The organism is Klebsiella terrigena (assembly GCF_006539725.1).
GTDB lineage: Bacteria > Pseudomonadota > Gammaproteobacteria > Enterobacterales > Enterobacteriaceae > Klebsiella > Klebsiella terrigena.
Map to the genome: position 1 here is coordinate 1 of NZ_BJNO01000006.1, position 19,982 is coordinate 19,982.

The following is a 19,982-nucleotide window of genomic DNA, read 5'->3' on the forward strand; positions in this document are numbered from 1 at the left end:
GTTTAAAAACATCGGCAGTTGCGGGTGTTGCAGCATCAAAGGCGCGTTAGCAAAGCGGTTATGTAGCGGATTGCAAATCCGTCTAGTCCGGTTCGACTCCGGAACGCGCCTCCAATTTACATCCCGAGCCCGGATGGTGGAATCGGTAGACACAAGGGATTTAAAATCCCTCGGCCATAGGCTGTACGAGTTCAAGTCTCGTTCCGGGTACCATTGGGATTATTGAATAAAATCAATGATAAGCAGTGTCGTGAAACCACCTACGGGTGGTTTTTTCATGTCTGCAGTACGCCATTCATAGTATCACTTCATCATATTATCCTTCCTTTCAGCCGGTTCCCTTGTCGCGCGGGGCTTCGCCCGGCAACCCTGTTACTATTCGTAAGCCCGCACTTACTAAAAAGCACAAGGAATTCTGATGCCCGCTTCAGGCCAGACTAAGAGCCGCAAAATATTTATTGGTGATATTCATGGCCAGTACGGCAAGCTTTCCGCCCTGCTGGCTCATCTGCGATCCAGGGAGGAGCGGGATCGCAGTCTGCTGATTTTTGTCGGCGATCTTATTGATAATCAGCCGGCGAGCCACATCGACCATTCGTCGGTGCTGGAGCAGGTGAGGGGAGAGGTTGCCGCGGGGCGCGCCATTTGCCTGATGGGCAATCATGAATTTAACGCCGTTGGCTGGCTGATGTGCCATCCGCAGACGGCTCAGCCCCTGCGCCCGCATACGGCGAATAACCGCCGTCAGCATCAGGCCTTCCTTAACGACGTCACGGAAGACAGCGCTCGACACCTGCTGTGGGTCGAGTGGTTTAAAACCCTGCCGCTGTTCGTTGATTTTGGCGATATCCGTGCGGTGCACGCGTGCTGGGACGAGCGCGCTATCGCCCGGCTTCGCCCGTGGCTCGACGAAGAGAACCGGCTAAAGCCGGAGAGCTGGGTACACGCCTTCGATAAACAGCACGTCCTGTTCCACCTGCTGGAGACGATACTCAAGGGGCCAGAGCTGGCGCTGCCTGCGGGCTACAGCTTCGAGGATAAAACCGGGATCGAGCGGCGCCATATTCGCATCCGCTGGTGGCTTAACGAGGCAACAACCTACCGGCAGATTGCCCAGGTTCAGCCCGAGATGGTTAGCAGCATCCCGGATATCGCGCTGGAAAAAAGTGCTTACGTTTTGCCCGAGGTTCCGGTGGTCGTTGGGCACTACACCCTATCTGGCGAACCGGCGGCGCTGAGCGAGCGGGTCGTGTGCGTTGACTATAATGCGGCAAAAGCGAGCCATCCGCTGCGGGCGTGGATTTATGACGCCGGCGAGACGGAGATGACAAACGGGCGCTTCGTCAGCGTTTGAGGCTGATATTCCGCTTAAGGACAGAGCTATAGTGATGCCCTCCGGCGGTCAAGCCCTCAGTTTTCTCCGGCACATTTCGGGCAAACTGCGGTAAAATAGCGCTCCGGCGCGCGCCTGCGGCCGGATAAACCGCCTTTGGGACACTATGCCGTCACGGCAATAATAATTATTTTTAATGAGGGATCTTATGGCCACGTTGCTTGAAAGCTACGGGAACTGTTTTCGCAAATATGCCACCTTTCGCGGCCGCTCGGCGCGTAAAGAGTACGCCGTATTTACCGTCGCTAACTTTGTGCTGTCCGCGGTACTGGGGCTGATCCCGGTTATCGGCGGGCTGTTTAGCCTGATTATTATTATTCCAGGTATCGCGGTGGCGGTACGACGCCTGCACGATCTGAACAAATCCGGCTGGTGGCTGCTGGCGCCTTTCCTGATCCTGATTATCGGCCTGATTGGCGTTGCCGGCACCGTAGAAGACGGTGGGGCGGCGGTATGGGTATGGCTGATGGTTGCTGGCGGAATCATGTCGCTGGCGATGTCTATCTGGCTACTGTTTGCCCGAGGCACCGACGGGGTTAACCGCTTTGGCGACGTTCAGCAGGATAACGGCGACAGCGCACCTCCCGGCGCGCAGAGCGCTCCGGTTTCTTCCGCCGAAGATGTCAGAGAGCGCCTGGCCCAGGCAACAAAGATGCGCGATGACGGTACGATCAGCGAAAGTGAATATGAAACGATGCGCTCAAGCATTATTAAGGATATTTAACCCGCGCAGAATGGCCGCGCCGGGTGGTTTTCTCCCGGCATTTCCGCTACTGTATGCGCCATTTTTCTAAGACGACGAGCCTGTTTATGAAAACCGGACCCCTGAACGAAAGCGAACTTGAATGGTTGGACGATATCCTGTCGAAATACGCCACCGACGGCGCCATCCTTGATGTCTCCGAGCTTGATGGCCTGCTGACGGCGATCCTCTCCGGGCCAGCCGAGATTGAGCCCGCCCAGTGGCTGCTGGCTATCTGGGGCGGTGCCGACAACGTACCGCGCTGGGCCAACGATCGCGAGCGCGACCGCTTCGTTAACCTCACCCTGCAGCATATGAGCGATGTTGCCGAGCGCCTGGACGATTATCCGGAGCAGTTCGAGCCGCTGTTTGGCACGCGGGAAGAGGAAGGCCAGGAGCTGACTATCGTTGGCGAGTGGTGCTTTGGCTATATGCGCGGCGTCGGCCTGGGCAGCTGGCCCGCTTTACCGGCGGAGCTGCAGGCCGAGCTCGATATCATCGCTTTGCACGGGACGGAAGCGCAGTTCCCGGCGGTTGAAGCGCTCTCTGTCGATGATTTTCTCGCCAGCGTAGAGCGTATTAAACCCGCGGCGCTCGCGCTTTATCAATACTGGACGGAGCATGCGCAGCCGGCAGAGGTGCCGCAGCCGATCAGAAATGATGCCAAAGTTGGACGTAACGATCCCTGCCCGTGCGGCAGCGGTAAGAAATATAAGCAGTGCTGCTTAGCGAAATAAAATAAGGGGCCGACAGGCCCCTTACTCTTTTATCCGACGGCAGGTAACACGCCGATCGCGATACAAAACTGAATCAACACGATAGCGATACCGCACAGCAGGACCAGCCACAGCGCCGGCGTTCCGCCGATAACCCGCCACGTCGCGTGAGGATGCTGCTGACGACTCTTCATGACCAGCAGCGCAGGCAGCATCAGCGCCAGCACGGCGAGGGCAACGCCCGCATAGCCCAGCGCCATGACGAAGCCGCGAGGGTAGAACAGCGAGAAGGCCAGCGGCGGCACAAAGGTGATGACGCCGCTTTGCACGCGCCCGCCCGGCGTATTTTTACGCTGAAACAGGTCGGCGAGATAATCGAACAATCCCAACGCGACGCCGAGGAACGACGTGGCCAGCGCCAGATCGGCAAACAGATGCACCGCCAGCTCAACGTGCGGTGAGGCGACGACCTCTCTGATAGCTTCCAGCAGGCCGTTCAGGCCCGCGTGCTGTCCCAGAAGGGCGGCAAAGGTCGGAGAGCTAATGCTGCCCAGCGTCGCCAGCTGCCAGAAAATATAGGCTACCAGTGGGATAAAGCTGCCGATGATAAACACCCGCCGCAGCTTACGAATATCGCCGTTAAGGTAGCTGACGATGCTCGGCACGCTGCCGTGAAAACCAAAAGAGGTAAAGATAACCGGGATCGCCGAGAGCGCCAGCCCCTGCTGAAGCGGTAGGGTCAGCAGGTTTATCTGATGAATGTGCGGCAGCAGCAGGGCCAGCATAATGGCGAGAAAAATAATCTTGGCGCTGAATAAAAAGCGGTTGAACAGATCGACCAGCGAGGTCCCGAGGCAAACCACCGCCCCGCCAATGCCGGTAAACAGCAGCACCCCGCCTGCCGGCGGAAGATCCCACTGCAGCCACTGGTTCAGGCTGGAGGCCAATAGCTCTCCCGCACCGCTGATGTAGGCGGCGGTCAGGGCGTACATCAGGAACAGCATGCAACAACCGGTGACCCACTGTCCGTAGCGCCCGAGGTAGCGGGCGGCGAGCGAGCCCAGCCCCATGTCCGCCGGTACGTGCTGATAGACCTCCAGCAGCAGCAGCGCGGTATAGCACATCAAAGCCCACAGGGCGATCAGCAGCCCGAGCGTGACGCCGAAACCAACCCCAGCGGATGCCAGAGGCATGGCCAGCATCCCTGCGCCAATAGTGGTCCCTGCCACGATTAAAATACTACCTAGAGTGCGGTTCTTCACGTTTCTCTCTATCCATGAAGGAATTAACAATAAAATATGTCGCGCAGAGTATGTGAAATCGGCAGATTCGTCAAATGAGGGTTACAGTGCTTGTCAGTAAATGTTTACAGCCTGAGAGCCGCGCTAATGCTGCGCTGGCGCAAAGCCTGAAGCCATAAGGTGGCTTATCGTGGAGGCTTTACAGGAGGAGTTATGCAATCTATTCACGGTCATGAAGTACTGCAGATGATGATCGCTTCGGGCGAACCCTACAGCGTTGCCAGTCTGGAAGCGGCGATAGTCGCTCGCTTTGGCGACGAGGCCCGTTTTCACACCTGTTCGGCGGAAAATCTAACCGCTGGGGAGCTGGTGAGATTTCTACAGAAGAAAGGCAAGTTTATTGCCGCAGACGCCGGGTTTAATACCAGCGAAAGCAAAATTTGTCAGCATTAACCGGGCGACAATGCCGCAGCATCGCCGCCGGTATAATTATTTCTGCGTATCGAGCGTTGCCAGCTCTTTATCAATAAAGTACAGACCTTCGCCGCTTTTACCGGCGAGGGTCAGTTTATCAATAACGGATTTAAACAGTTTCTCTTCTTCGTGCTGCTCGGCAACATACCACTGCAGGAAATTAAAGGTCGGATAATCCTGTGCAGACATCGCGGCGTGGGCCAGGGCGTTAATTTGCTGCGTAATCAGCTGTTCGTGTTCGTAGGTAACGCGGAACAGTTCATCCAGCGACGCGTACTCGGCAAACGGCGAGGCAATGGCGTTGATGCAAGGCAGGCTGCCGGTGTCGGTCAGGTAGTCGAACAGGCGCTGCATATGGGTCATCTCTTCCTGAGCGTGACGACGAAGAAACGCCGCCGCACCTTCGAAGCTATGATAGCTGCACCACGCGCTCATTTGCTGATAAAGCAAAGAAGAATAGAGTTCAAGGTTCATTTGCTCATTGAGCTTATCGATCATTTCTGTTTTCAGCATAGCGCGCGCTCCGAAAATATAGGTAATTAAGATTATTGTGCGCTCACTATAATTTGTTATTTATTTATTTGCAAAAAGTAAATTAAAAACTTCATTTATTAAAAATGCAAATGGGAATAAAACGCATTGGCAATATAATAATTAATGAGAATGGTTTTAATTGATATTTAATAAATAGCGCCGGGCCGGATAAATATGCGCATCCGAATGACGAGCGGCTGAGGGCCTCGCGCGGATTTTGCCGATCGGGGAGCGGTAGGGAGGCGGAGGCGCAAAGTGCGGGGGACGGGGTTGGAGGGCAAAAGTGTGAAGCGCTACGTAATTTATAAAACAACTTTTCATAAAATTTGAAAGTGCGTTTGTTAAGTAGTAATGTCATACCAACGTTAACGACCTATCGCGGAAGTACCCGCAAAGCATTCAGGAGAGTAAAGCATGAAAATTGCACTGATGATGGAAAACAGCCAGGCAAACAAAAATGCCATCATCCTCAACGAGCTCAACGCCGTTGCCGACGAGAAAGGCTTCCCGGTTTACAACGTGGGTATGAGCGATGAGCACGATCATCACCTGACCTATATTCATCTGGGCATCATGGCCAGCATTCTGCTGAATTCCAAAGCGGTGGACTTCGTGGTCACCGGCTGCGGCACCGGCCAGGGCGCGCTGATGTCTTTGAATATCCATCCGGGCGTGGTGTGCGGCTACTGTATCGATCCTGCCGACGCTTTCCTGTTTGCCCAGATCAACAACGGCAACGCGCTCTCTCTGCCGTTTGCAAAAGGTTTCGGCTGGGGCGCAGAGCTGAACGTGCGCTTTATTTTCGAAAAAGCGTTCACCGGCCGCAACGGGGAAGGCTATCCGCCGGAGCGTAAAGAGCCGCAGGTGCGCAATGCCGGTATTCTGAATACGGTGAAAGCGGCGGTGGTGAAAGAGAATTACCTCGACACGCTGCGCGCTATCGACCCGGAACTGGTTAAAACCGCCGTCTCAGGTCCGCGCTTCCAGCAGTGCTTTTTCGAGAATTGCCAGGACAAAGAGATCGAAGCCTTCGTTCGCCACATCGTCGGTTAATCATCGGTAAGGCCAGCCGCGGCTGGCCTTACTTTCGCCTACGCTTCCTTGTTCGACACGCTGCTTCCGGCATCCGCCTTCAGCTTCAGGCTATCCACCATTCCCACCAGACAAATCAGCGCAATAAACACAAATGAGAGTCGAAAGCTGATGCCGGGCAGCGTCGACAGGCTTAGCCATTCGCTCAGTTTTTCCCCAATACGAATACCTATCGCGCCAAGCGTTATCCCTAAGCCAACCGCCAGCTGCGACGCGGTGCTGAACAAGGTGTTGGCGTAGCTCATCTGCGGGGAGGGCACATCGGCAAAGGCCAGTGTGCTGATGCCGGTGAACTGAATCGATCGGAAAACGCCGCCGAGGAACAGGATCAGCAGGATTAACCACACCGGCGTTTGCGGAGTCAAAAATGCGCAGGCCAGCAGCGACAGAACGTTGAGCGCGCCGTTAATCAGCAGCAGGCGGCGAAAGCCGAGCCAGCGGATAAGCGGCGTGGTGGCGGGTTTAATCGTGAAGTTACCGACGAACACGGCGAGCACCAGCAGCCCCGAGTGGAACGGATCCATGCCGAATCCCACCTGGAACAGCAGCGGCAGCAGGAAAGGCACGGCGCTGATGGAGGCGCGAAATAGCGAGCCGCCGTACATGGTGACCCTGAATGTGGGGACCTGCAGCGCATCGAGGCGTACCATAGGCCAGGCGGCGCGGCGGAAGTGGCGCAGGGAGAAGAGCATGCAGCCGATCCCAAGTCCCAGCAGCGCCAGGGTCTTCCAGCCCTCGGGCCGGTTATCGCCGAGGATCTCCATGGCGCTGACCAGGCTGACCATGGCAACCGAAGTGGCCAGGAAGCCGGGAAGGTCGAACGGGCGCCGCTCCTCTTCGCGAATATCGGGAATAATGCGCAGCGACAGCGCCATCGCCGCGAGACCCAGCGGGACGTTAATAAAGAAAATCCAGTGCCAGCTGGCGTAGCTGGTAATAAAGCCGCCGAGCGGCGGGCCAATAATCGGCGCCACCAGCGCGGGCCAGGTCAGCGTCGCAATGGCCTTAATCAGCTGGTGCTTCGGGGTGGTACGCAGTACCGCCAGACGGCCGACCGGGACCATCAGCGCGCCGCCCATTCCCTGCAGAATACGCATCGCAACGAAGGTATCGACATTGCTGGAAAGGCCGCAAAACACCGAGGCAAGGGTAAAAATCGCCAGCGCGAGGGTGAAGACCCTGCGCGCGCCGAAACGATCGGCTATCCAGCCGCTGGCCGGGATCAATACCGCCAGCGTAATCAGATAGGCGCTGATCCCGATATTGAGATCCACCGCCGCCACGCCAAAATCTTGCGCCATGTCCGGTAGCGCGGTGGCGATCACCGTTCCGTCGAGAAACTCCATAAAAAAGGCCCCGGCGACCAGCAGCGCTGGCGCCGAGAACGCCCGGTCTTCCCGGGCGGAGATGTTTGTCGTCATTATGTTGTTGCCATAGCCTGCTGAGATCGCGGGCAGGAGAGGGGGGAACGCTCCGGCTCCGTTCGCTTTTTGTTAAATTTAAAATTCAGTCTGCAATTATTTTTGTGATTTGGCGCACATTTAAATTGATTTTTGTGATAGCGGTCATATTATAGTCGGACAAGCATTAACACCTGCATAACAAAAACGGAGTGACGCCATGAAGCTGCGCAAGATCCTGAAAAGCATTTTTGACACCTACTGCAAGACCTTCAAAGATGTGCCGCCGGCCGGCATGTTCTGATAAAAAAACCTGCTGCGGCAGGTTTTTTTATCTCAGCTGATTTAGGGTACTATTACGCTCCTGCAAAAAGGAGTAAAAAATGTCTCAACACCTTACCGAACAAGACGAGCTGGTTTCCGACGTGGTTGCCTGTCAGCTGGTTATCAAACAGATCCTCGATGTCATTGACGTTATCGCCCCTGTAGAGGTGCGCGAAAAGATGGCAACTCAGCTTAAAGCGATTGATTTTTCAAGCCATCCTTCATCGTCCGACCCGGTTACGATGCGTGCGGTGCAAAAAGCGATTGCCCTGATTGAGCTGAAGTTCACCCCGCAAAGCGAAGCCCACTAATTGGTTTTACCCCGCCACACGTGGTGGCGGGGTATCCATCAGGCCTGGTGGGAGACTGCGGAACGGGCCGGGGTCGCCTCTTCACCCCTAAACAGCTTGCTGTTACCCCAGCACTCTTCGTAGCGATGGCCGACGAGATCCTCAACGACAACCCGTACCTCCGGCGCGATATCGCCGATTTTGCCTCCCGCTTTAATCCGCGCAACCTCCTGTAAGACCACCATATGGGCTTTGCGATCCAGCTTCATCTGCTTGCTGAAGACGATCGCGGCCAGAGCCAGCAGCACCACTCCGCTACAGAACACCACGGCAATCGCCGTAACCGCGCTTTCCGGCTGGGTGTGCGCCTTCGACTGGAAGCCGTAGAAGCTGAGAATAGCCCCCATGGTGAAGACGATGATCGAGCGCAGTATTTTCCCGGAGAAGGTCATGGCGCCAGCATAAATTCCCTCGCGACGGCGGCCGGTGTAAATCTCATCCACATCGGCAAGGAAGGTATAAACGGTCCACGGGATGTAATACACGCCGCCGGTTCCGAGGCCAAACAGGACGGTGATCCCGAACATCAGCACGGTAGCGAGGTGCGCCGGTAGATGGAAAAACCACAGCGAGGTGTAGAGCAGTACCGAGAAGATAACCACGCTCAGCGCGAGGATATAGGGTTTGCTGAAGCCTTTTTTCACGCACAGGCCGATGAACAGCGCGGTAGAGACCAGCTGCAGAATTGAGTTCAGGCTGTTCAGCCCGGCAACCATCGCCGGATCGTGCTGCAGAACGAAGATAACAAAATAGGTAAAGATGGAGGCGAACAGCCATTCCGCGCCGAAGCCACACAGGTACATGCCGAGATGTTTGCGGAAGACGCGTAAATAAAAGGTCGAGCGCATATCTTTAGCCAGCAGCAGCAGCGTATTGAGCAGCCCTCTCTTTTCGCTGACGCTGCTCTCCTCTTCCCGCGGACGCTCCCAGCTGCAGTACCACAGGCAGGAGATAGCGACGATCAGAATGATGCCGTAGGTCAGGCCGGTCAGGAAGAACGGGGTGGCGGAATCCTTGCCGTACAGCAGGATGAACTGGCCCGGAATAAAGGCCGCGAGGAAGTTTGCCAGCTTGCCAAAAATGGCTTTGTAACCGGTGAGCTTAGAACGTAATGAGAAATCGTCGGTCATTTCGGTGGCCAACGTTTCGTAAGGCACCATGATTGAGGTATAAATGATTTCGAAGATCACGTAGGTGCTGAGGTAGTACCAAAAGCCGAGACCCTCTACCCATAGCAGCGGATAAAACATCATCAGCGGAATGCCGATGAGCAAAAAGAAGCGCCGCCGGCCAAAGCGCTTGCCGAGCCGGGTTTTACCGAAGTTATCCGTAAGATAGCCCATTAACGGGTTGCTGATGGCGTCGATAATGCTGGCGATCGAGAAAATTAACGAGGCCTCGATCAGCGTCAGCCCGCAAAATGTCGTGTAAAAATAGAGTAACCAGGCGCCGCTGATTGCCAGCGCGCCGCTCCCCAGTAAGTTGCCGCCACCGTAGGCGAGCTGATGGCGTAACAAAATCGGTCTTCCCTGCAGCCCTTGCGAGGCTGAAGCCGCGTATCTTGCCATTAATATAAACCTCTTGTTTTAAATTTTTGAAACAGTGTTTTTATATTATTAACTCACGGTTTAGAAAGTGATCCCCGTCACTAATCATCGGTCAGGCGATTTAGCTGCGCAGTAATGCGATCGGCTTAAAAGTTTTTAATGCTTTTTAGGAATAACAAACGGCTGCGGAGCGCCAAAATATCAGGGCGGGGGAGCGTGTGGGCTATGTGCGAGGAGGCCTGAAGCGATGCCCAAGGCTGGTCGCTGGGCTCTCAGACGAGACTGGCAAGGGCGCTGGCGGAACGCAGCGGGAGGTGAATTATCGGGCACCTTTCATTAATAGCCTGAACGGTGCCCTGGAGCGGTGGTTGCCGCTGACTTTAGCCAGCCTGAAGGCGCGGCTGATGCGGCGTTTGTCTAAGCCGGATTAATGGCGCTGCTGCGCCACCAGATCCATCAGACGGCGGTCGGTTTGCTGCAGACAAAGACCGGCTTTATCGGCGCTACGCACTTCATCGAGAACGGTTTGCAGGAGCATGCCGTCCTGCTGCTGCTCTTTCTCTAAGAGGGTCAAAAAGCGCCAGGTGGAATCATCGCTTTGCGCTTTAGCTTCTTCTGCCAGACCGGCGAGCAGGCTGCTGCGCTGTTCATAGTCGGCAAGAGTCTGGGTAAACAGATCCTCGAGGGAGCTGCACTCCTGATGATAGGTGCCTTCGGCCTTCACGATAGGCCACTCGCCGCCCTTTTTCATAAATTCGAACACCCGCATCATCAGCGTGACGCTGGACTGCGCCTGGGTGCGGAGAAACGTCGCGGAGCCGTTCAGGCGCTGCTGTGCGCACCACTCGCTCAGATGCAGATACGAGTTCGACGCGCGGAACTCAAGATTCATCTGGTTATTCAGCTTTTGAGCCATTCCTGCAACTACCATAAAATATCCTTATTAATCTGGAAGGGGGCCTTCGCGGGTTAAGAGCTTTCGCCCCCAACAGCTTCATTACGAGACCTTCACACGAAACTTTACTGGCGGAATAATATAATTCCGCGCTCTCCATGAGTGGCCGGAAATGATATTTCCGATGTCCACAAATATAGAATACTCTCAGAATTTACTTAAGAAAACTCTTAACCGGAGGGATTTACGTTTAGTTACACCATCCGCTGATAGCAGGCCATTGATTAGCATTTTCATTAAATTGAATGTCATTTAACGCCTTGATTATATTTTATTTTTATCGTTGTATTCATCAGTCTTATCAAAACCTTCACTCATATTACGTAGTTGTATGATGTTTACATGAGCAGCGCTTAATTAAAATAAACGCGTCGTATGTTTAACAGCAGCATTTAATTGTCACGATTCTGCTGGCGCAACATTGCGCTGGATCATTTTTTAATTTTTACGGCTGACTGCCGGGAAATAATATTTCAGGGCGATGACGATTGTGTCAATAAAGCGTGATGTCGGGCATAGTGCCTGGCATCGCCGGGAGGAGGGGGCCAGGGGGAGGGCAACCGCTAGCGCCGATTGCGGGTCCGCATGCCGGGCGCGCTGCGCTAAATGCGTCACAGGGATAACTCTGCTGGTGATATGGATAATACGGCTTATGCCTGCGCTAATTGTCAGACAATTAGCGCTTTTTTTATGTCATTTTTCGCTGAATTTATGCACTCAATTACTGTAATTCCGCGATGTGATAATGCTCTCGTATGGAGAATTGATTTCCGGCTATTACTATTTCAACAACGGCATCGTTGGATGAGATTTTTCTAATACCTTGTTTTAAGTCTGATAAAAATTTTTAGACCCGATGTTTCCCTACATAAAAGCGAATTTAAGCTGGAGTTTACCATGCACAAATTTACTAAAGCGCTGGCGGCGATCGGTCTCGCTGCGGTTATGTCACAATCAGCTATGGCGGAAACGCTTAAGCTCGGTTTTCTGGTCAAGCAGCCGGAAGAGCCGTGGTTTCAAACCGAATGGAAATTTGCCGATAAGGCCGGCAAAGATTTAGGTTTTGAGGTGATTAAAATCGCCGTTCCGGACGGTGAAAAAACGCTTAACGCGATCGACAGCCTGGCCGCCAGCGGCGCGAAGGGGTTTGTTATTTGTACGCCGGATCCGAAGCTCGGAGCGGCGATTGTCGCCAAAGCTCGCGGCTATGACATGAAGGTGATCACCGTCGACGATCAGTTCGTCAACGCCAAAGGCAAACCGATGGAGAGCGTTCCGCTGGTGATGATGGCGGCCAGCGAGATTGGCGCTCGTCAGGGCCAGGAGCTCTATAAAGAGATGCAAAAACGCGGCTGGGACGTGAAGGATACCGGGGTGATGGCGATTACCGCCGATGAGCTCGATACCGCGCGTCGCCGCACCACCGGTTCGCTGGATGCGCTGAAAGCCGCCGGCTTCCCGGATAAACAGATCTACCGCGTGCCGACGAAATCCAACGATATCCCCGGCGCCTTCGATGCCGGCAACTCGATGCTGGTCCAGCACCCGCAGGTCAAACACTGGCTGATCGTCGGGATGAACGATAACACCGTCCTGGGCGGCGTTCGCGCAACCGAAGGGCAGGGCTTCAAGGCTCCGGATGTGATCGGTATCGGTATTAACGGCGTGGATGCGGTCAACGAGCTCTCCAAGGCGCAGGCCACCGGCTTCTACGGCTCTCTGCTGCCGAGCCCGGATATTCACGGCTACAAAACCAGCGAGATGCTCTACAACTGGGTAACCAAGGGCGCCGAACCGCCGAAGTTCACGGCGGTCACCGACGTGGTGTTGATTACCCGCGATAACTTCAAAGAAGAGCTGGCGAAAAAAGGGCTATAAGGCCTGCTAACCATGCCTCCCGCAGCGGCGGGAGGCTGAGCGCAGTAGAGCGGAGTCGTTATGCAACAGTCTACCCCTTATCTCTCATTTCGCGGCATCACCATGACTTTCCCGGGCGTTAAAGCGCTGTCCGATATTAGCTTTGACTGCTATGCCGGCCAGGTTCACGCCCTGATGGGAGAAAACGGCGCCGGGAAATCCACGCTGCTGAAGATCCTCAGCGGCAACTATATACCGACCGCGGGCAGCCTGAAGGTGCGCGGCCAGCAGATGGCGTTTAGCAACACCACCGAGGCGCTTAACGCCGGGATCGCCATTATTTACCAGGAGCTGCACCTGATACCGGAAATGACCGTCGCGGAAAATATCTACCTCGGCCAGCTTCCGCACAAATACGGCATGGTGGACCGCAAGCTTCTTAACTACGAAGCGCGGCTGCAGCTGGAGCATCTGGGGCTGGATATCGATCCGCAAACGCCGCTGAAGTACCTCTCCATCGGCCAATGGCAGATGGTGGAGATCGCCAAGGCGCTGACGCGCAACGCCAAGGTCATCGCCTTTGACGAGCCGACCAGCTCCCTTTCTGCCCGTGAAATCGACAACCTGTTCCGGGTTATTCGCGAGCTGCGTGAGGAGGGGCGGGTCATTATTTACGTCTCGCACCGCATGGAGGAGATCTTTGCCCTGAGCGACGCGATCACCGTATTCAAGGATGGCCGCTATGTGCGCACCTTCGACGATATGCAGACGGTAAGCCACGATGCGCTGGTGCAGGCGATGGTGGGGCGCGATTTAGGGGACGTCTACGGCTGGAAGCCGCGCGAGTACGGCAGCGAGCGCCTGCGCCTGGATCAGGTAAAAGCGCCGGGCGTAAGAACGCCGGTGAGCCTGGCGGTGCGCAGCGGAGAAATCGTCGGCCTCTTTGGCCTGGTGGGCGCCGGGCGCAGCGAGCTGATGAAGGGTCTGTTTGGCGGAACCCGCATCACCGGCGGCCAGGTCTACATCGACGGGGAAGCTATCGATATTCGGAAACCGGCGCAGGCCATACAGGCCGGGATGATGCTGTGTCCGGAGGATCGCAAAGCCGAAGGCATTATTCCGGTGCACTCGGTGCGCGACAATATCAACATCAGCGCCCGACGTAAGCATATTCACGCCGGCTGCCTGATTAACAACGGCTGGGAGGCGCAGAACGCCGACCGCCATATTCAGTCCCTTAATATTAAAACGCCGGGACCCGAGCAGCTGATTATGAACCTCTCCGGCGGTAATCAGCAGAAGGCGATTTTGGGGCGCTGGCTCTCCGAGGAGATGAAGGTGATCCTGCTCGATGAGCCGACTCGCGGGATAGACGTCGGAGCCAAGCATGAAATTTACAACGTCATCTACGCGCTGGCGGCATCCGGCGTGGCCGTCGTCTTTGCCTCCAGCGATTTACCCGAAGTGCTTGGCGTTGCGGACCGCATCGTCGTGATGCGCGAAGGGGAAGTGGCGGGTGAGCTGCTGCATGAAGATGCGAATGAACAGCAGGCGTTAAGCCTTGCGATGCCAAAAGTGAGCCAGGCGGTCGCCTGAGTAAAGGAGTCTATGATGTCCTCTGTTACCACCTCAAATACCCGTCGATCCGCCTTCAGCTTTGCCCGTATCTGGGATCAGTTTGGAATGCTGGTCGTCTTTGCCGTGCTGTTTATCGGCTGCGTGATTTTTGTGCCGAACTTTGCCTCTTTCATCAATATGAAAGGCCTCGGGCTGGCGATTTCGATGTCCGGAATGGTGGCCTGCGGGATGCTGTTTTGCCTGGCATCCGGCGATTTCGATCTCTCGGTTGCGTCGGTTATCGCCTGCGCGGGCGTGACGACCGCGGTGGTCATCAACCTCACCGAAAGCATGTGGATCGGCATTGCCGCCGGCCTGCTGCTGGGGGCGCTAAGCGGCCTGGTCAACGGTTTTGTTATCGCCCGGCTGAAAATCAACGCCCTGATAACCACCCTTGCGACGATGCAGATTGTGCGCGGGCTGGCCTATATTATCTCCGATGGCAAAGCGGTGGGCATTGAAGATGAGCGCTTCTTCACCCTCGGCTACGCCAACTGGTTCGGCCTGCCGGCGCCGATTTGGCTGACCGTGGGCTGCCTGATAATCTTTGGTCTGCTGCTGAACAAAACCACCTTTGGCCGTAATACTCTGGCAATCGGCGGCAACGAAGAGGCGGCGCGTCTGGCAGGGGTGCCGGTCGTGCGCACCAAGATTATTATCTTCGTTATCTCCGGTCTGGTTTCTGCTGCGGCGGGGATTATTCTGGCATCGCGAATGACCAGCGGTCAGCCGATGACCTCGATTGGCTATGAGCTGATTGTGATCTCCGCCTGCGTGCTGGGCGGCGTGTCGCTAAAAGGGGGGATCGGCAAGATTTCGTACGTGATCGCCGGGATCCTGATCCTCGGCACCGTCGAGAATGCGATGAACCTGCTCAATATCTCGCCTTTCTCGCAGTACGTGGTGCGCGGCGTGATCCTGCTGGCGGCGGTTATCTTCGATCGCTACAAGCAGAAGGCAAAGCGTAGCGTGTAAATACTCCAACCTTTCAGTTTAATCCTGGAATATCACCGGCGCCCGCTGCGCTGGTGATAACTATCAAAAATGGCGAGCTCCGTCACACTGTCTATACTTACATGGCTAACAATTCGTTAACAGCCAGCGAAACGCTGGCCATGAAAGGAGGAATTCAGGGTGGCTGACCAGATATCTGTACCGCCTGTACCAACCGAAAATTGCGCATTTTTCTTTGACCTCGACGGTACTCTTGCCGATATCAAACCTCATCCCGATCAGGTTGTTATCCCGGTTAACGCGCTTCAGGCGCTGCGGCAGCTCGTGCAGCAGCAGAGTGGGGCGGTGGCATTGATTTCAGGGCGCTCAATGGCTGAGCTCGATGAGCTTACCCGTCCTCACCGGCTGCCGCTGGCCGGTGTCCACGGAGCTGAGCGCCGTGATATCAATGGGAATACGCATATCGTTTCCCTACCGGATGCGCTGCAGAAGGAGCTTCACGGGCGGCTGGCGCTGGCGCTTGAGGCGTTGCCAGGCTGTGAGCTTGAGCATAAAGGGATGGCTTTTGCGCTGCACTACCGTCAGGCGCCGCAGCATCAAAGCGCGGTGCTGACGCTGGCCCAGGAGGTGGTGAAGAGCTATCCGCTGCTGGCGCTGCAGCTGGGCAAGTGCGTGGTCGAGATAAAACCGCGCGGCGTGAACAAAGGCGAGGCGATCGCCGCCTTTATGCAGGAGGCGCCGTTCGCGGGGCGCAGGCCGGTATTTGTCGGTGACGACTTAACCGATGAAGCGGGTTTTGGCATCGTTAACCAGCTGGGCGGCGTTTCGGTAAAAGTCGGCAGCGGCGACACCCAGGCGCGCTGGCGTTTGCCGGACGTCTCGGCGGTGCACCAGTGGCTAAATAATATTGCGAATAATGGACATCAACCAGACGCGCTAACCGACAGGAGAGATGGCTATGAGTCGCTTAGTCGTAGTATCTAATCGTATTGCTCCCCCGGATGATAAAAAGGCCAGCGCCGGTGGCCTGGCCGTGGGGATTATGGGGGCCTTAAAAGCGGCCGGTGGGCTGTGGTTCGGCTGGAGCGGGGAAATTGGCGACGATAGTCAGCCGTTGAAAAAGGTCACTCAGGGAAACATTACCTGGGCCTCCTTTAACCTTAGCGAGCAGGACCACGACGAGTACTACAACCGCTTTTCCAACGCGGTGCTGTGGCCCGCGTTTCACTATCGTCTCGATCTGGTCGATTTTCAGCGCGAAGCCTGGGAGGGCTATCAGCGCGTAAATGCGACGCTGGCGGATAAGCTGCTGCCGCTGATTGAGCCGGACGACATCGTGTGGATCCACGATTATCATCTGCTGCCCCTGGCGCACGAGCTGCGCCAGCGCGGGGTTAATAATCGGGTCGGCTTCTTTTTACATATTCCCTTCCCGACCCCGGAAATATTTAACGCGCTGCCGCCGCACGCCGAGCTGCTTGAACAGCTCTGCGACTACGATCTGCTGGGCTTCCAGACCGAGAGCGACCGGCAGGCGTTTCTTGACTGCATCGCGGTGCAGACCCGCCTGACCACCCGGAGCGGAAACGCTCATGTCGCCTGGGGCAAACCGTTCCAGACCGAGGTCTACCCGATTGGCATCGACCCCGATGAGATCGCGCGTAGCGCAAAAGGGCCGCTGCCGCCGAAGCTGGCGCAGCTCAAAAGCGAACTTAAGAGCGTGCAGAATATCTTTTCCGTAGAGCGGCTGGACTACTCGAAAGGGCTGCCGGAGCGCTTCCTGGCCTATGAGGCCTTGCTGGAGAAATATCCCCAGCATCACGGCAAGATTCGCTACACCCAGATTGCCCCGACCTCGCGCGGTGATGTCCAGGCCTACCAGGATATCCGTCACCAGCTGGAAACCGCCGCCGGGCGCATTAACGGCCAGTATGGTCAGCTGGGCTGGACGCCGCTCTACTATTTGAATCAGCATTTTGAACGCAAGCTGCTGATGAAAATCTTCCGCTATTCCGACGTTGGGCTGGTGACGCCGCTGCGCGATGGGATGAATCTGGTGGCGAAGGAGTTTGTTGCCGCCCAGGATCCGCAGAACCCCGGCGTTCTGGTGCTGTCGCAGTTTGCCGGCGCGGCAAACGAGCTGCCGACGGCGCTCATCGTCAATCCCTACGATCGCGATGAGGTCGCCGCGGCGTTGGACACCGCGCTCACCATGCCGCTGGCCGAACGTATCGCGCGCCACTCGGCGATGCTGGCGGTGGTCAAGGACAATGATATCCACCGCTGGCAGGAGCGGTTTATCGCCGACCTAAAGCGGATAGAAGCGAGAAATGAGGAGAGTCACCTGCAGCGTAAGGTGGCGACCTTCCCCAAACTGGCCTAGTTCGGCCCTCAGGCTGGCGCTTCGGCGCTAGCCTTTCTCCAGCGATACCAGCAGCACGTCAACGCCGCTGCTGCCGACGATACTTTTAGCCGAGCAGGTGGCGCGGGAAAACAGGCTGTGGTTGTGGTTGCCGCAAATCACCAGATCCACCCGATGCTGCTGGCAAAAATCCTTCACGTGATGGCCAAGTTCGCCGCTGGCGATGGTGATTTTTTCAATCGGATAGCCGGCATCCTGAGCCAGTCCGTTGAGAAAGCCGCGGGTTTCTTCATACATCAGATCCCGCAGGTTCTCTAACATCGGCGCCGCAAACTGATTATACATTTCCGGGTCCGTTGCCAGCGTTATCAGGCTAATTTTGGCCTCAAGCGGGCGCGCGATAGAGACCGCCTTGTTGATAAGCGTCCGACTTTCCGGCGTTGGGGCAACGGCTACAAGCAGATGTGAGTAGGGCATCAAGCCTCCTTAAGATACGCAAAATAACCCTTCTTCTTTTCTTTACTCCGATTTCCCTGTTCCCGCAAGGGCTATTGTTTGCTGCAAAGCCCGCCGTTGCGCGGGGCGCGAAATAGCGATTTTGGCAGCCTCCTCGCAAAAATGGTCTTTAGTTTTGCCATAAAAGAAAAGCTGTTTTATAAATCGGTGATGCGCGTTCACCCTCTCTTTGCGTTTTTGCCATTGCCGGGTCAGGGCTGGCAAAAATGAAAAGGTAACCCCGTTTCCATCCTTTTACTGTAGCCAGGTACCTACTCCCTTTTGGCCTGGCCAGAAAGATTGTCGGAGTTCACTAAAAATAACGACACAGGATTTACGGCGATGAAAACACGTAAAATCGGTTTGGCTAATTATCTTGCCTATGGATCGGGCGATTTCCTCGGCGCGGGAACCACGGCGCTCACCGCAGCATGGCTGCTCTATTTTTACACCACCTTTTGCGGCCTGTCTCCGATTCAGGCAACCCTTATCTTTGCCACCGCCAGGGTGCTGGATGCGGTAATTAGCCCGCTGATGGGCTTCCTGACCGATAACTTTGGCACCACCCGGCTCGGCAAACGCTTCGGCAGACGAAAGTTTTTTATCCTGCTGGGTATCCCCTGCGTATTCAGCTACTCAATGATGTGGGTAGGCGATATGGGGTTCTGGTACTACCTCCTCACCTATCTGCTGTTTGATATTGTCTACACCATGATTCTGGTGCCGTACGAAACCCTGGTCCCGGAAATGACCGATGATTTTAAACAGAAAACGAAATTCTCCGGGGCGCGTATTTCGATGGCGCAAATGTCGGCAATCCTCGCCTCATTCCTGCCGGGCGTGCTGCTTACCCACTTTGGTAAGGACAATGCGGTCTCCTTCTTTTACGCAAGCCTGGTGTTCTCGGTCCTCTGCGCGGTGATGCTGACGTTCGTCTGGTTCTTTACCTGGGAGCGTGCGCGCGAAGCGTGGTCGGAGACGGCGCTGCGGGCCGAGGAGGAGAAGCGTAATCTCTCGCTGGCGCAGAGCCTCAATCGTCTGTTTATCGAGCTCACCTCGACGCTGCGCATTAAAATCTTCCGCCAGCATCTGGGCATGTATCTTGGCGGCTATATTGCTCAGGACGTATTTAACGCCGTCTTCACCTACTACGTCGTCTTTGTGCTGATGCAGGAAGCCGCAGTGGCATCCAACCTGCTCGGCACCATGGCCATCTTCCAGTTTATTGCGGTCATTGCCATGATCCCGCTGTGCATCCGCTTTGGGCCGGCGCCGTCCTATCGGATGGTGGTTATCCTGTTTGGCCTCGGCTCGCTCTCCTATGCGCTGCTTTACTACGCCGGGCTGAGCGACGTTTATTCGCTGCTGCTGCTGGTTTCCGCCATTGCCGGCCTCGGCCGCGGTGGGATCAACTATGTTCCGTGGAACACCTACACCTATATTGCCGACGTCGATGAGGCGATCACCGGCCAGCGTCGGGAGGGCATTTTCGCCGGCATCATGACGCTGACCCGCAAGGCCTCTCAGGCGGGAGCGGTAATGCTGGTGGGCATCATTATGCAGCTCTCCGGCTTTGTCTCCGGGCAGAAAACGCAGCCCGATGAGGTCAGCCATACCATCCTGCTCATTCTGAGCGTGGGCACGCTGGTGGTGCTGGCCTGCGGGTTCCTCGTCTCCCTGCGCTTTAAGCTCAACCTCGAGACCCACGGCGTGCTGCAGGCCGAAACGCGCAAAATGCGCCAATCGGGTCGGGCGCAGCCGGAGCTTGCCCGCGCCGAGGATCGGGCGGTGGTGGAGATGCTGGCCGGTATGCCTTACGCATGCCTGTGGGGAAATAACAACATTGGCTATCTGAATCGTAATAAGCCTGCCGCGCCGTCCCTCAGGCAGGGTGCTGAAATGAATTCGACATTGAACAGAGGTTAATAA

At 55.9% G+C, this 19,982-nt stretch carries 20 protein-coding genes and 2 tRNA genes; 16 read left to right on the plus strand and 6 right to left on the minus strand.

Features of this window, described 5'->3' with window-relative positions; all coding sequences use genetic code 11:
- Positions 1-40: 40 nt before the first annotated feature.
- The 5 genes from RTE01_RS09325 (at position 41) to RTE01_RS09345 (ending at position 2,872) form a co-directional block, all read left to right on the plus strand.
- Positions 41-114 (plus strand) — tRNA-Cys (locus RTE01_RS09325).
- A 13-nt stretch (positions 115-127) separates the two neighbouring features.
- A tRNA-Leu gene (locus RTE01_RS09330) sits at positions 128-213 on the plus strand.
- A gap of 205 nt (positions 214-418) precedes the next feature.
- The gene (locus tag RTE01_RS09335; protein ID WP_134526736.1) at positions 419-1,354 is read left to right on the plus strand and encodes a metallophosphoesterase; all 936 of its coding nucleotides are present in this window, start codon (positions 419-421) and stop codon (positions 1,352-1,354) included.
- 187 nt (positions 1,355-1,541) lie between these two features.
- Positions 1,542-2,117, plus strand: a complete 576-nt coding sequence (locus tag RTE01_RS09340) for a DUF805 domain-containing protein (protein ID WP_041146268.1) — start codon at positions 1,542-1,544, stop codon at positions 2,115-2,117.
- A gap of 86 nt (positions 2,118-2,203) precedes the next feature.
- Positions 2,204-2,872 (plus strand): YecA/YgfB family protein, encoded by a 669-nt coding sequence (locus tag RTE01_RS09345; RefSeq protein WP_041147683.1) that lies wholly within the window; start codon positions 2,204-2,206, stop codon positions 2,870-2,872.
- A gap of 29 nt (positions 2,873-2,901) precedes the next feature.
- Here RTE01_RS09345 and tyrP read toward each other — a convergent pair whose 3' ends face one another.
- The gene (tyrP, locus tag RTE01_RS09350) at positions 2,902-4,113 is read right to left on the minus strand and encodes a tyrosine transporter TyrP (RefSeq protein WP_041146267.1); all 1,212 of its coding nucleotides are present in this window, start codon (positions 4,111-4,113) and stop codon (positions 2,902-2,904) included.
- Between the two features lie 192 nt (positions 4,114-4,305).
- Here tyrP and RTE01_RS09355 point away from each other — a divergent pair, with 192 nt between their 5' ends.
- On the plus strand, positions 4,306-4,545 hold the full coding sequence (locus RTE01_RS09355) for a YecH family metal-binding protein (RefSeq protein ID WP_134526733.1): 240 nt from the start codon (positions 4,306-4,308) through the stop codon (positions 4,543-4,545).
- Between the two features lie 36 nt (positions 4,546-4,581).
- On the opposite strand, the gene ftnA is transcribed toward RTE01_RS09355, so the two are convergent.
- Positions 4,582-5,079, minus strand: a complete 498-nt coding sequence (gene ftnA / locus RTE01_RS09360; protein WP_041146265.1) for a non-heme ferritin — start codon at positions 5,077-5,079, stop codon at positions 4,582-4,584.
- A gap of 435 nt (positions 5,080-5,514) precedes the next feature.
- Here ftnA and RTE01_RS09365 point away from each other — a divergent pair, with 435 nt between their 5' ends.
- Positions 5,515-6,153, plus strand: a complete 639-nt coding sequence (locus RTE01_RS09365) for an RpiB/LacA/LacB family sugar-phosphate isomerase (protein WP_041146264.1) — start codon at positions 5,515-5,517, stop codon at positions 6,151-6,153.
- Between the two features lie 38 nt (positions 6,154-6,191).
- Here RTE01_RS09365 and RTE01_RS09370 read toward each other — a convergent pair whose 3' ends face one another.
- Positions 6,192-7,613: an MFS transporter gene (locus RTE01_RS09370; protein ID WP_041146263.1), complete on the minus strand. Its 1,422-nt coding sequence runs from the start codon at positions 7,611-7,613 to the stop codon at positions 6,192-6,194.
- A gap of 199 nt (positions 7,614-7,812) precedes the next feature.
- Between RTE01_RS09370 and azuC the strand changes: the two genes are divergently transcribed.
- Together azuC and RTE01_RS09380 are read left to right on the plus strand one after the other, a co-directional pair.
- On the plus strand, positions 7,813-7,896 hold the full coding sequence (gene azuC / locus RTE01_RS09375; RefSeq protein ID WP_113771133.1) for a stress response protein AzuC: 84 nt from the start codon (positions 7,813-7,815) through the stop codon (positions 7,894-7,896).
- Between the two features lie 79 nt (positions 7,897-7,975).
- Complete coding sequence (locus RTE01_RS09380; protein WP_041146262.1) at positions 7,976-8,227, plus strand: DUF2766 family protein; 252 nt, start codon at positions 7,976-7,978, stop codon at positions 8,225-8,227.
- Positions 8,228-8,265: 38 nt separating this feature from the next.
- On the opposite strand, the gene RTE01_RS09385 is transcribed toward RTE01_RS09380, so the two are convergent.
- Together RTE01_RS09385 and RTE01_RS09390 are read right to left on the minus strand one after the other, a co-directional pair.
- The gene (locus RTE01_RS09385) at positions 8,266-9,783 is read right to left on the minus strand and encodes an MFS transporter (protein ID WP_041146261.1); all 1,518 of its coding nucleotides are present in this window, start codon (positions 9,781-9,783) and stop codon (positions 8,266-8,268) included.
- 457 nt (positions 9,784-10,240) lie between these two features.
- On the minus strand, positions 10,241-10,744 hold the full coding sequence (locus RTE01_RS09390) for a non-heme ferritin-like protein (RefSeq protein WP_123551619.1): 504 nt from the start codon (positions 10,742-10,744) through the stop codon (positions 10,241-10,243).
- Between the two features lie 921 nt (positions 10,745-11,665).
- Here RTE01_RS09390 and RTE01_RS09395 point away from each other — a divergent pair.
- The 5 genes from RTE01_RS09395 (at position 11,666) to otsA (ending at position 17,579) form a co-directional block, all read left to right on the plus strand.
- Positions 11,666-12,646, plus strand: a complete 981-nt coding sequence (locus tag RTE01_RS09395; protein WP_041146259.1) for an arabinose ABC transporter substrate-binding protein — start codon at positions 11,666-11,668, stop codon at positions 12,644-12,646.
- A gap of 60 nt (positions 12,647-12,706) precedes the next feature.
- A complete protein-coding gene (gene araG / locus RTE01_RS09400) occupies positions 12,707-14,221 on the plus strand; it encodes an L-arabinose ABC transporter ATP-binding protein AraG (protein WP_134526730.1) in 1,515 nt (504 codons plus the stop codon).
- Positions 14,222-14,236: 15 nt separating this feature from the next.
- Positions 14,237-15,217 (plus strand): L-arabinose ABC transporter permease AraH, encoded by a 981-nt coding sequence (gene araH / locus RTE01_RS09405; protein ID WP_041146257.1) that lies wholly within the window; start codon positions 14,237-14,239, stop codon positions 15,215-15,217.
- A gap of 159 nt (positions 15,218-15,376) precedes the next feature.
- Positions 15,377-16,180: a trehalose-phosphatase gene (otsB, locus tag RTE01_RS09410; RefSeq protein WP_115192373.1), complete on the plus strand. Its 804-nt coding sequence runs from the start codon at positions 15,377-15,379 to the stop codon at positions 16,178-16,180.
- Positions 16,155-17,579 carry an alpha,alpha-trehalose-phosphate synthase gene (gene otsA / locus RTE01_RS09415; RefSeq protein WP_041146255.1) on the plus strand — a complete coding sequence of 475 codons (1,425 nt, stop codon included), beginning with the start codon at positions 16,155-16,157 and terminating at the stop codon, positions 17,577-17,579. The genes otsB and otsA overlap by 26 nt, the downstream gene beginning before the upstream one ends.
- 27 nt (positions 17,580-17,606) lie before the next feature.
- Here the strand turns inward: otsA and uspC are convergent, their stop codons facing one another.
- Positions 17,607-18,035 carry a universal stress protein UspC gene (gene uspC, locus RTE01_RS09420; RefSeq protein WP_045859253.1) on the minus strand — a complete coding sequence of 143 codons (429 nt, stop codon included), beginning with the start codon at positions 18,033-18,035 and terminating at the stop codon, positions 17,607-17,609.
- A 78-nt stretch (positions 18,036-18,113) separates the two neighbouring features.
- Between uspC and RTE01_RS26145 the strand changes: the two genes are divergently transcribed.
- Together RTE01_RS26145 and RTE01_RS09425 are read left to right on the plus strand one after the other, a co-directional pair.
- On the plus strand, positions 18,114-18,284 hold the full coding sequence (locus RTE01_RS26145; RefSeq protein ID WP_155397521.1) for a hypothetical protein: 171 nt from the start codon (positions 18,114-18,116) through the stop codon (positions 18,282-18,284).
- Between the two features lie 111 nt (positions 18,285-18,395).
- Positions 18,396-19,979, plus strand: a complete 1,584-nt coding sequence (locus tag RTE01_RS09425; protein ID WP_041146253.1) for an MFS transporter — start codon at positions 18,396-18,398, stop codon at positions 19,977-19,979.
- Positions 19,980-19,982 lie beyond the last annotated feature (3 nt).

Excerpts from the sequence above, each read along its gene's own strand:
- RTE01_RS09370 (WP_041146263.1), bottom strand. The coding sequence starts at position 7,613 with ATGACGACAAACATCTCCGCCCGGGAAGACCGGGCGTTCTCGGCGCCA.
- RTE01_RS09355 (WP_134526733.1), top strand. The coding sequence starts at position 4,306 with ATGCAATCTATTCACGGTCATGAAGTACTGCAGATGATGATCGCTTCG.
- araG (WP_134526730.1), top strand. The coding sequence starts at position 12,707 with ATGCAACAGTCTACCCCTTATCTCTCATTTCGCGGCATCACCATGACT.
- ftnA (WP_041146265.1), bottom strand. The coding sequence starts at position 5,079 with ATGCTGAAAACAGAAATGATCGATAAGCTCAATGAGCAAATGAACCTT.
- RTE01_RS09335 (WP_134526736.1), top strand. The coding sequence starts at position 419 with ATGCCCGCTTCAGGCCAGACTAAGAGCCGCAAAATATTTATTGGTGAT.
- uspC (WP_045859253.1), bottom strand. The coding sequence starts at position 18,035 with ATGCCCTACTCACATCTGCTTGTAGCCGTTGCCCCAACGCCGGAAAGT.
- RTE01_RS09395 (WP_041146259.1), top strand. The coding sequence starts at position 11,666 with ATGCACAAATTTACTAAAGCGCTGGCGGCGATCGGTCTCGCTGCGGTT.
- RTE01_RS09380 (WP_041146262.1), top strand. The coding sequence starts at position 7,976 with ATGTCTCAACACCTTACCGAACAAGACGAGCTGGTTTCCGACGTGGTT.
- RTE01_RS09425 (WP_041146253.1), top strand. The coding sequence starts at position 18,396 with ATGAAAACACGTAAAATCGGTTTGGCTAATTATCTTGCCTATGGATCG.
- araH (WP_041146257.1), top strand. The coding sequence starts at position 14,237 with ATGTCCTCTGTTACCACCTCAAATACCCGTCGATCCGCCTTCAGCTTT.
- RTE01_RS09340 (WP_041146268.1), top strand. The coding sequence starts at position 1,542 with ATGGCCACGTTGCTTGAAAGCTACGGGAACTGTTTTCGCAAATATGCC.
- RTE01_RS09365 (WP_041146264.1), top strand. The coding sequence starts at position 5,515 with ATGAAAATTGCACTGATGATGGAAAACAGCCAGGCAAACAAAAATGCC.
- azuC (WP_113771133.1), top strand. The coding sequence starts at position 7,813 with ATGAAGCTGCGCAAGATCCTGAAAAGCATTTTTGACACCTACTGCAAG.
- RTE01_RS09390 (WP_123551619.1), bottom strand. The coding sequence starts at position 10,744 with ATGGTAGTTGCAGGAATGGCTCAAAAGCTGAATAACCAGATGAATCTT.
- otsA (WP_041146255.1), top strand. The coding sequence starts at position 16,155 with ATGAGTCGCTTAGTCGTAGTATCTAATCGTATTGCTCCCCCGGATGAT.
- RTE01_RS09345 (WP_041147683.1), top strand. The coding sequence starts at position 2,204 with ATGAAAACCGGACCCCTGAACGAAAGCGAACTTGAATGGTTGGACGAT.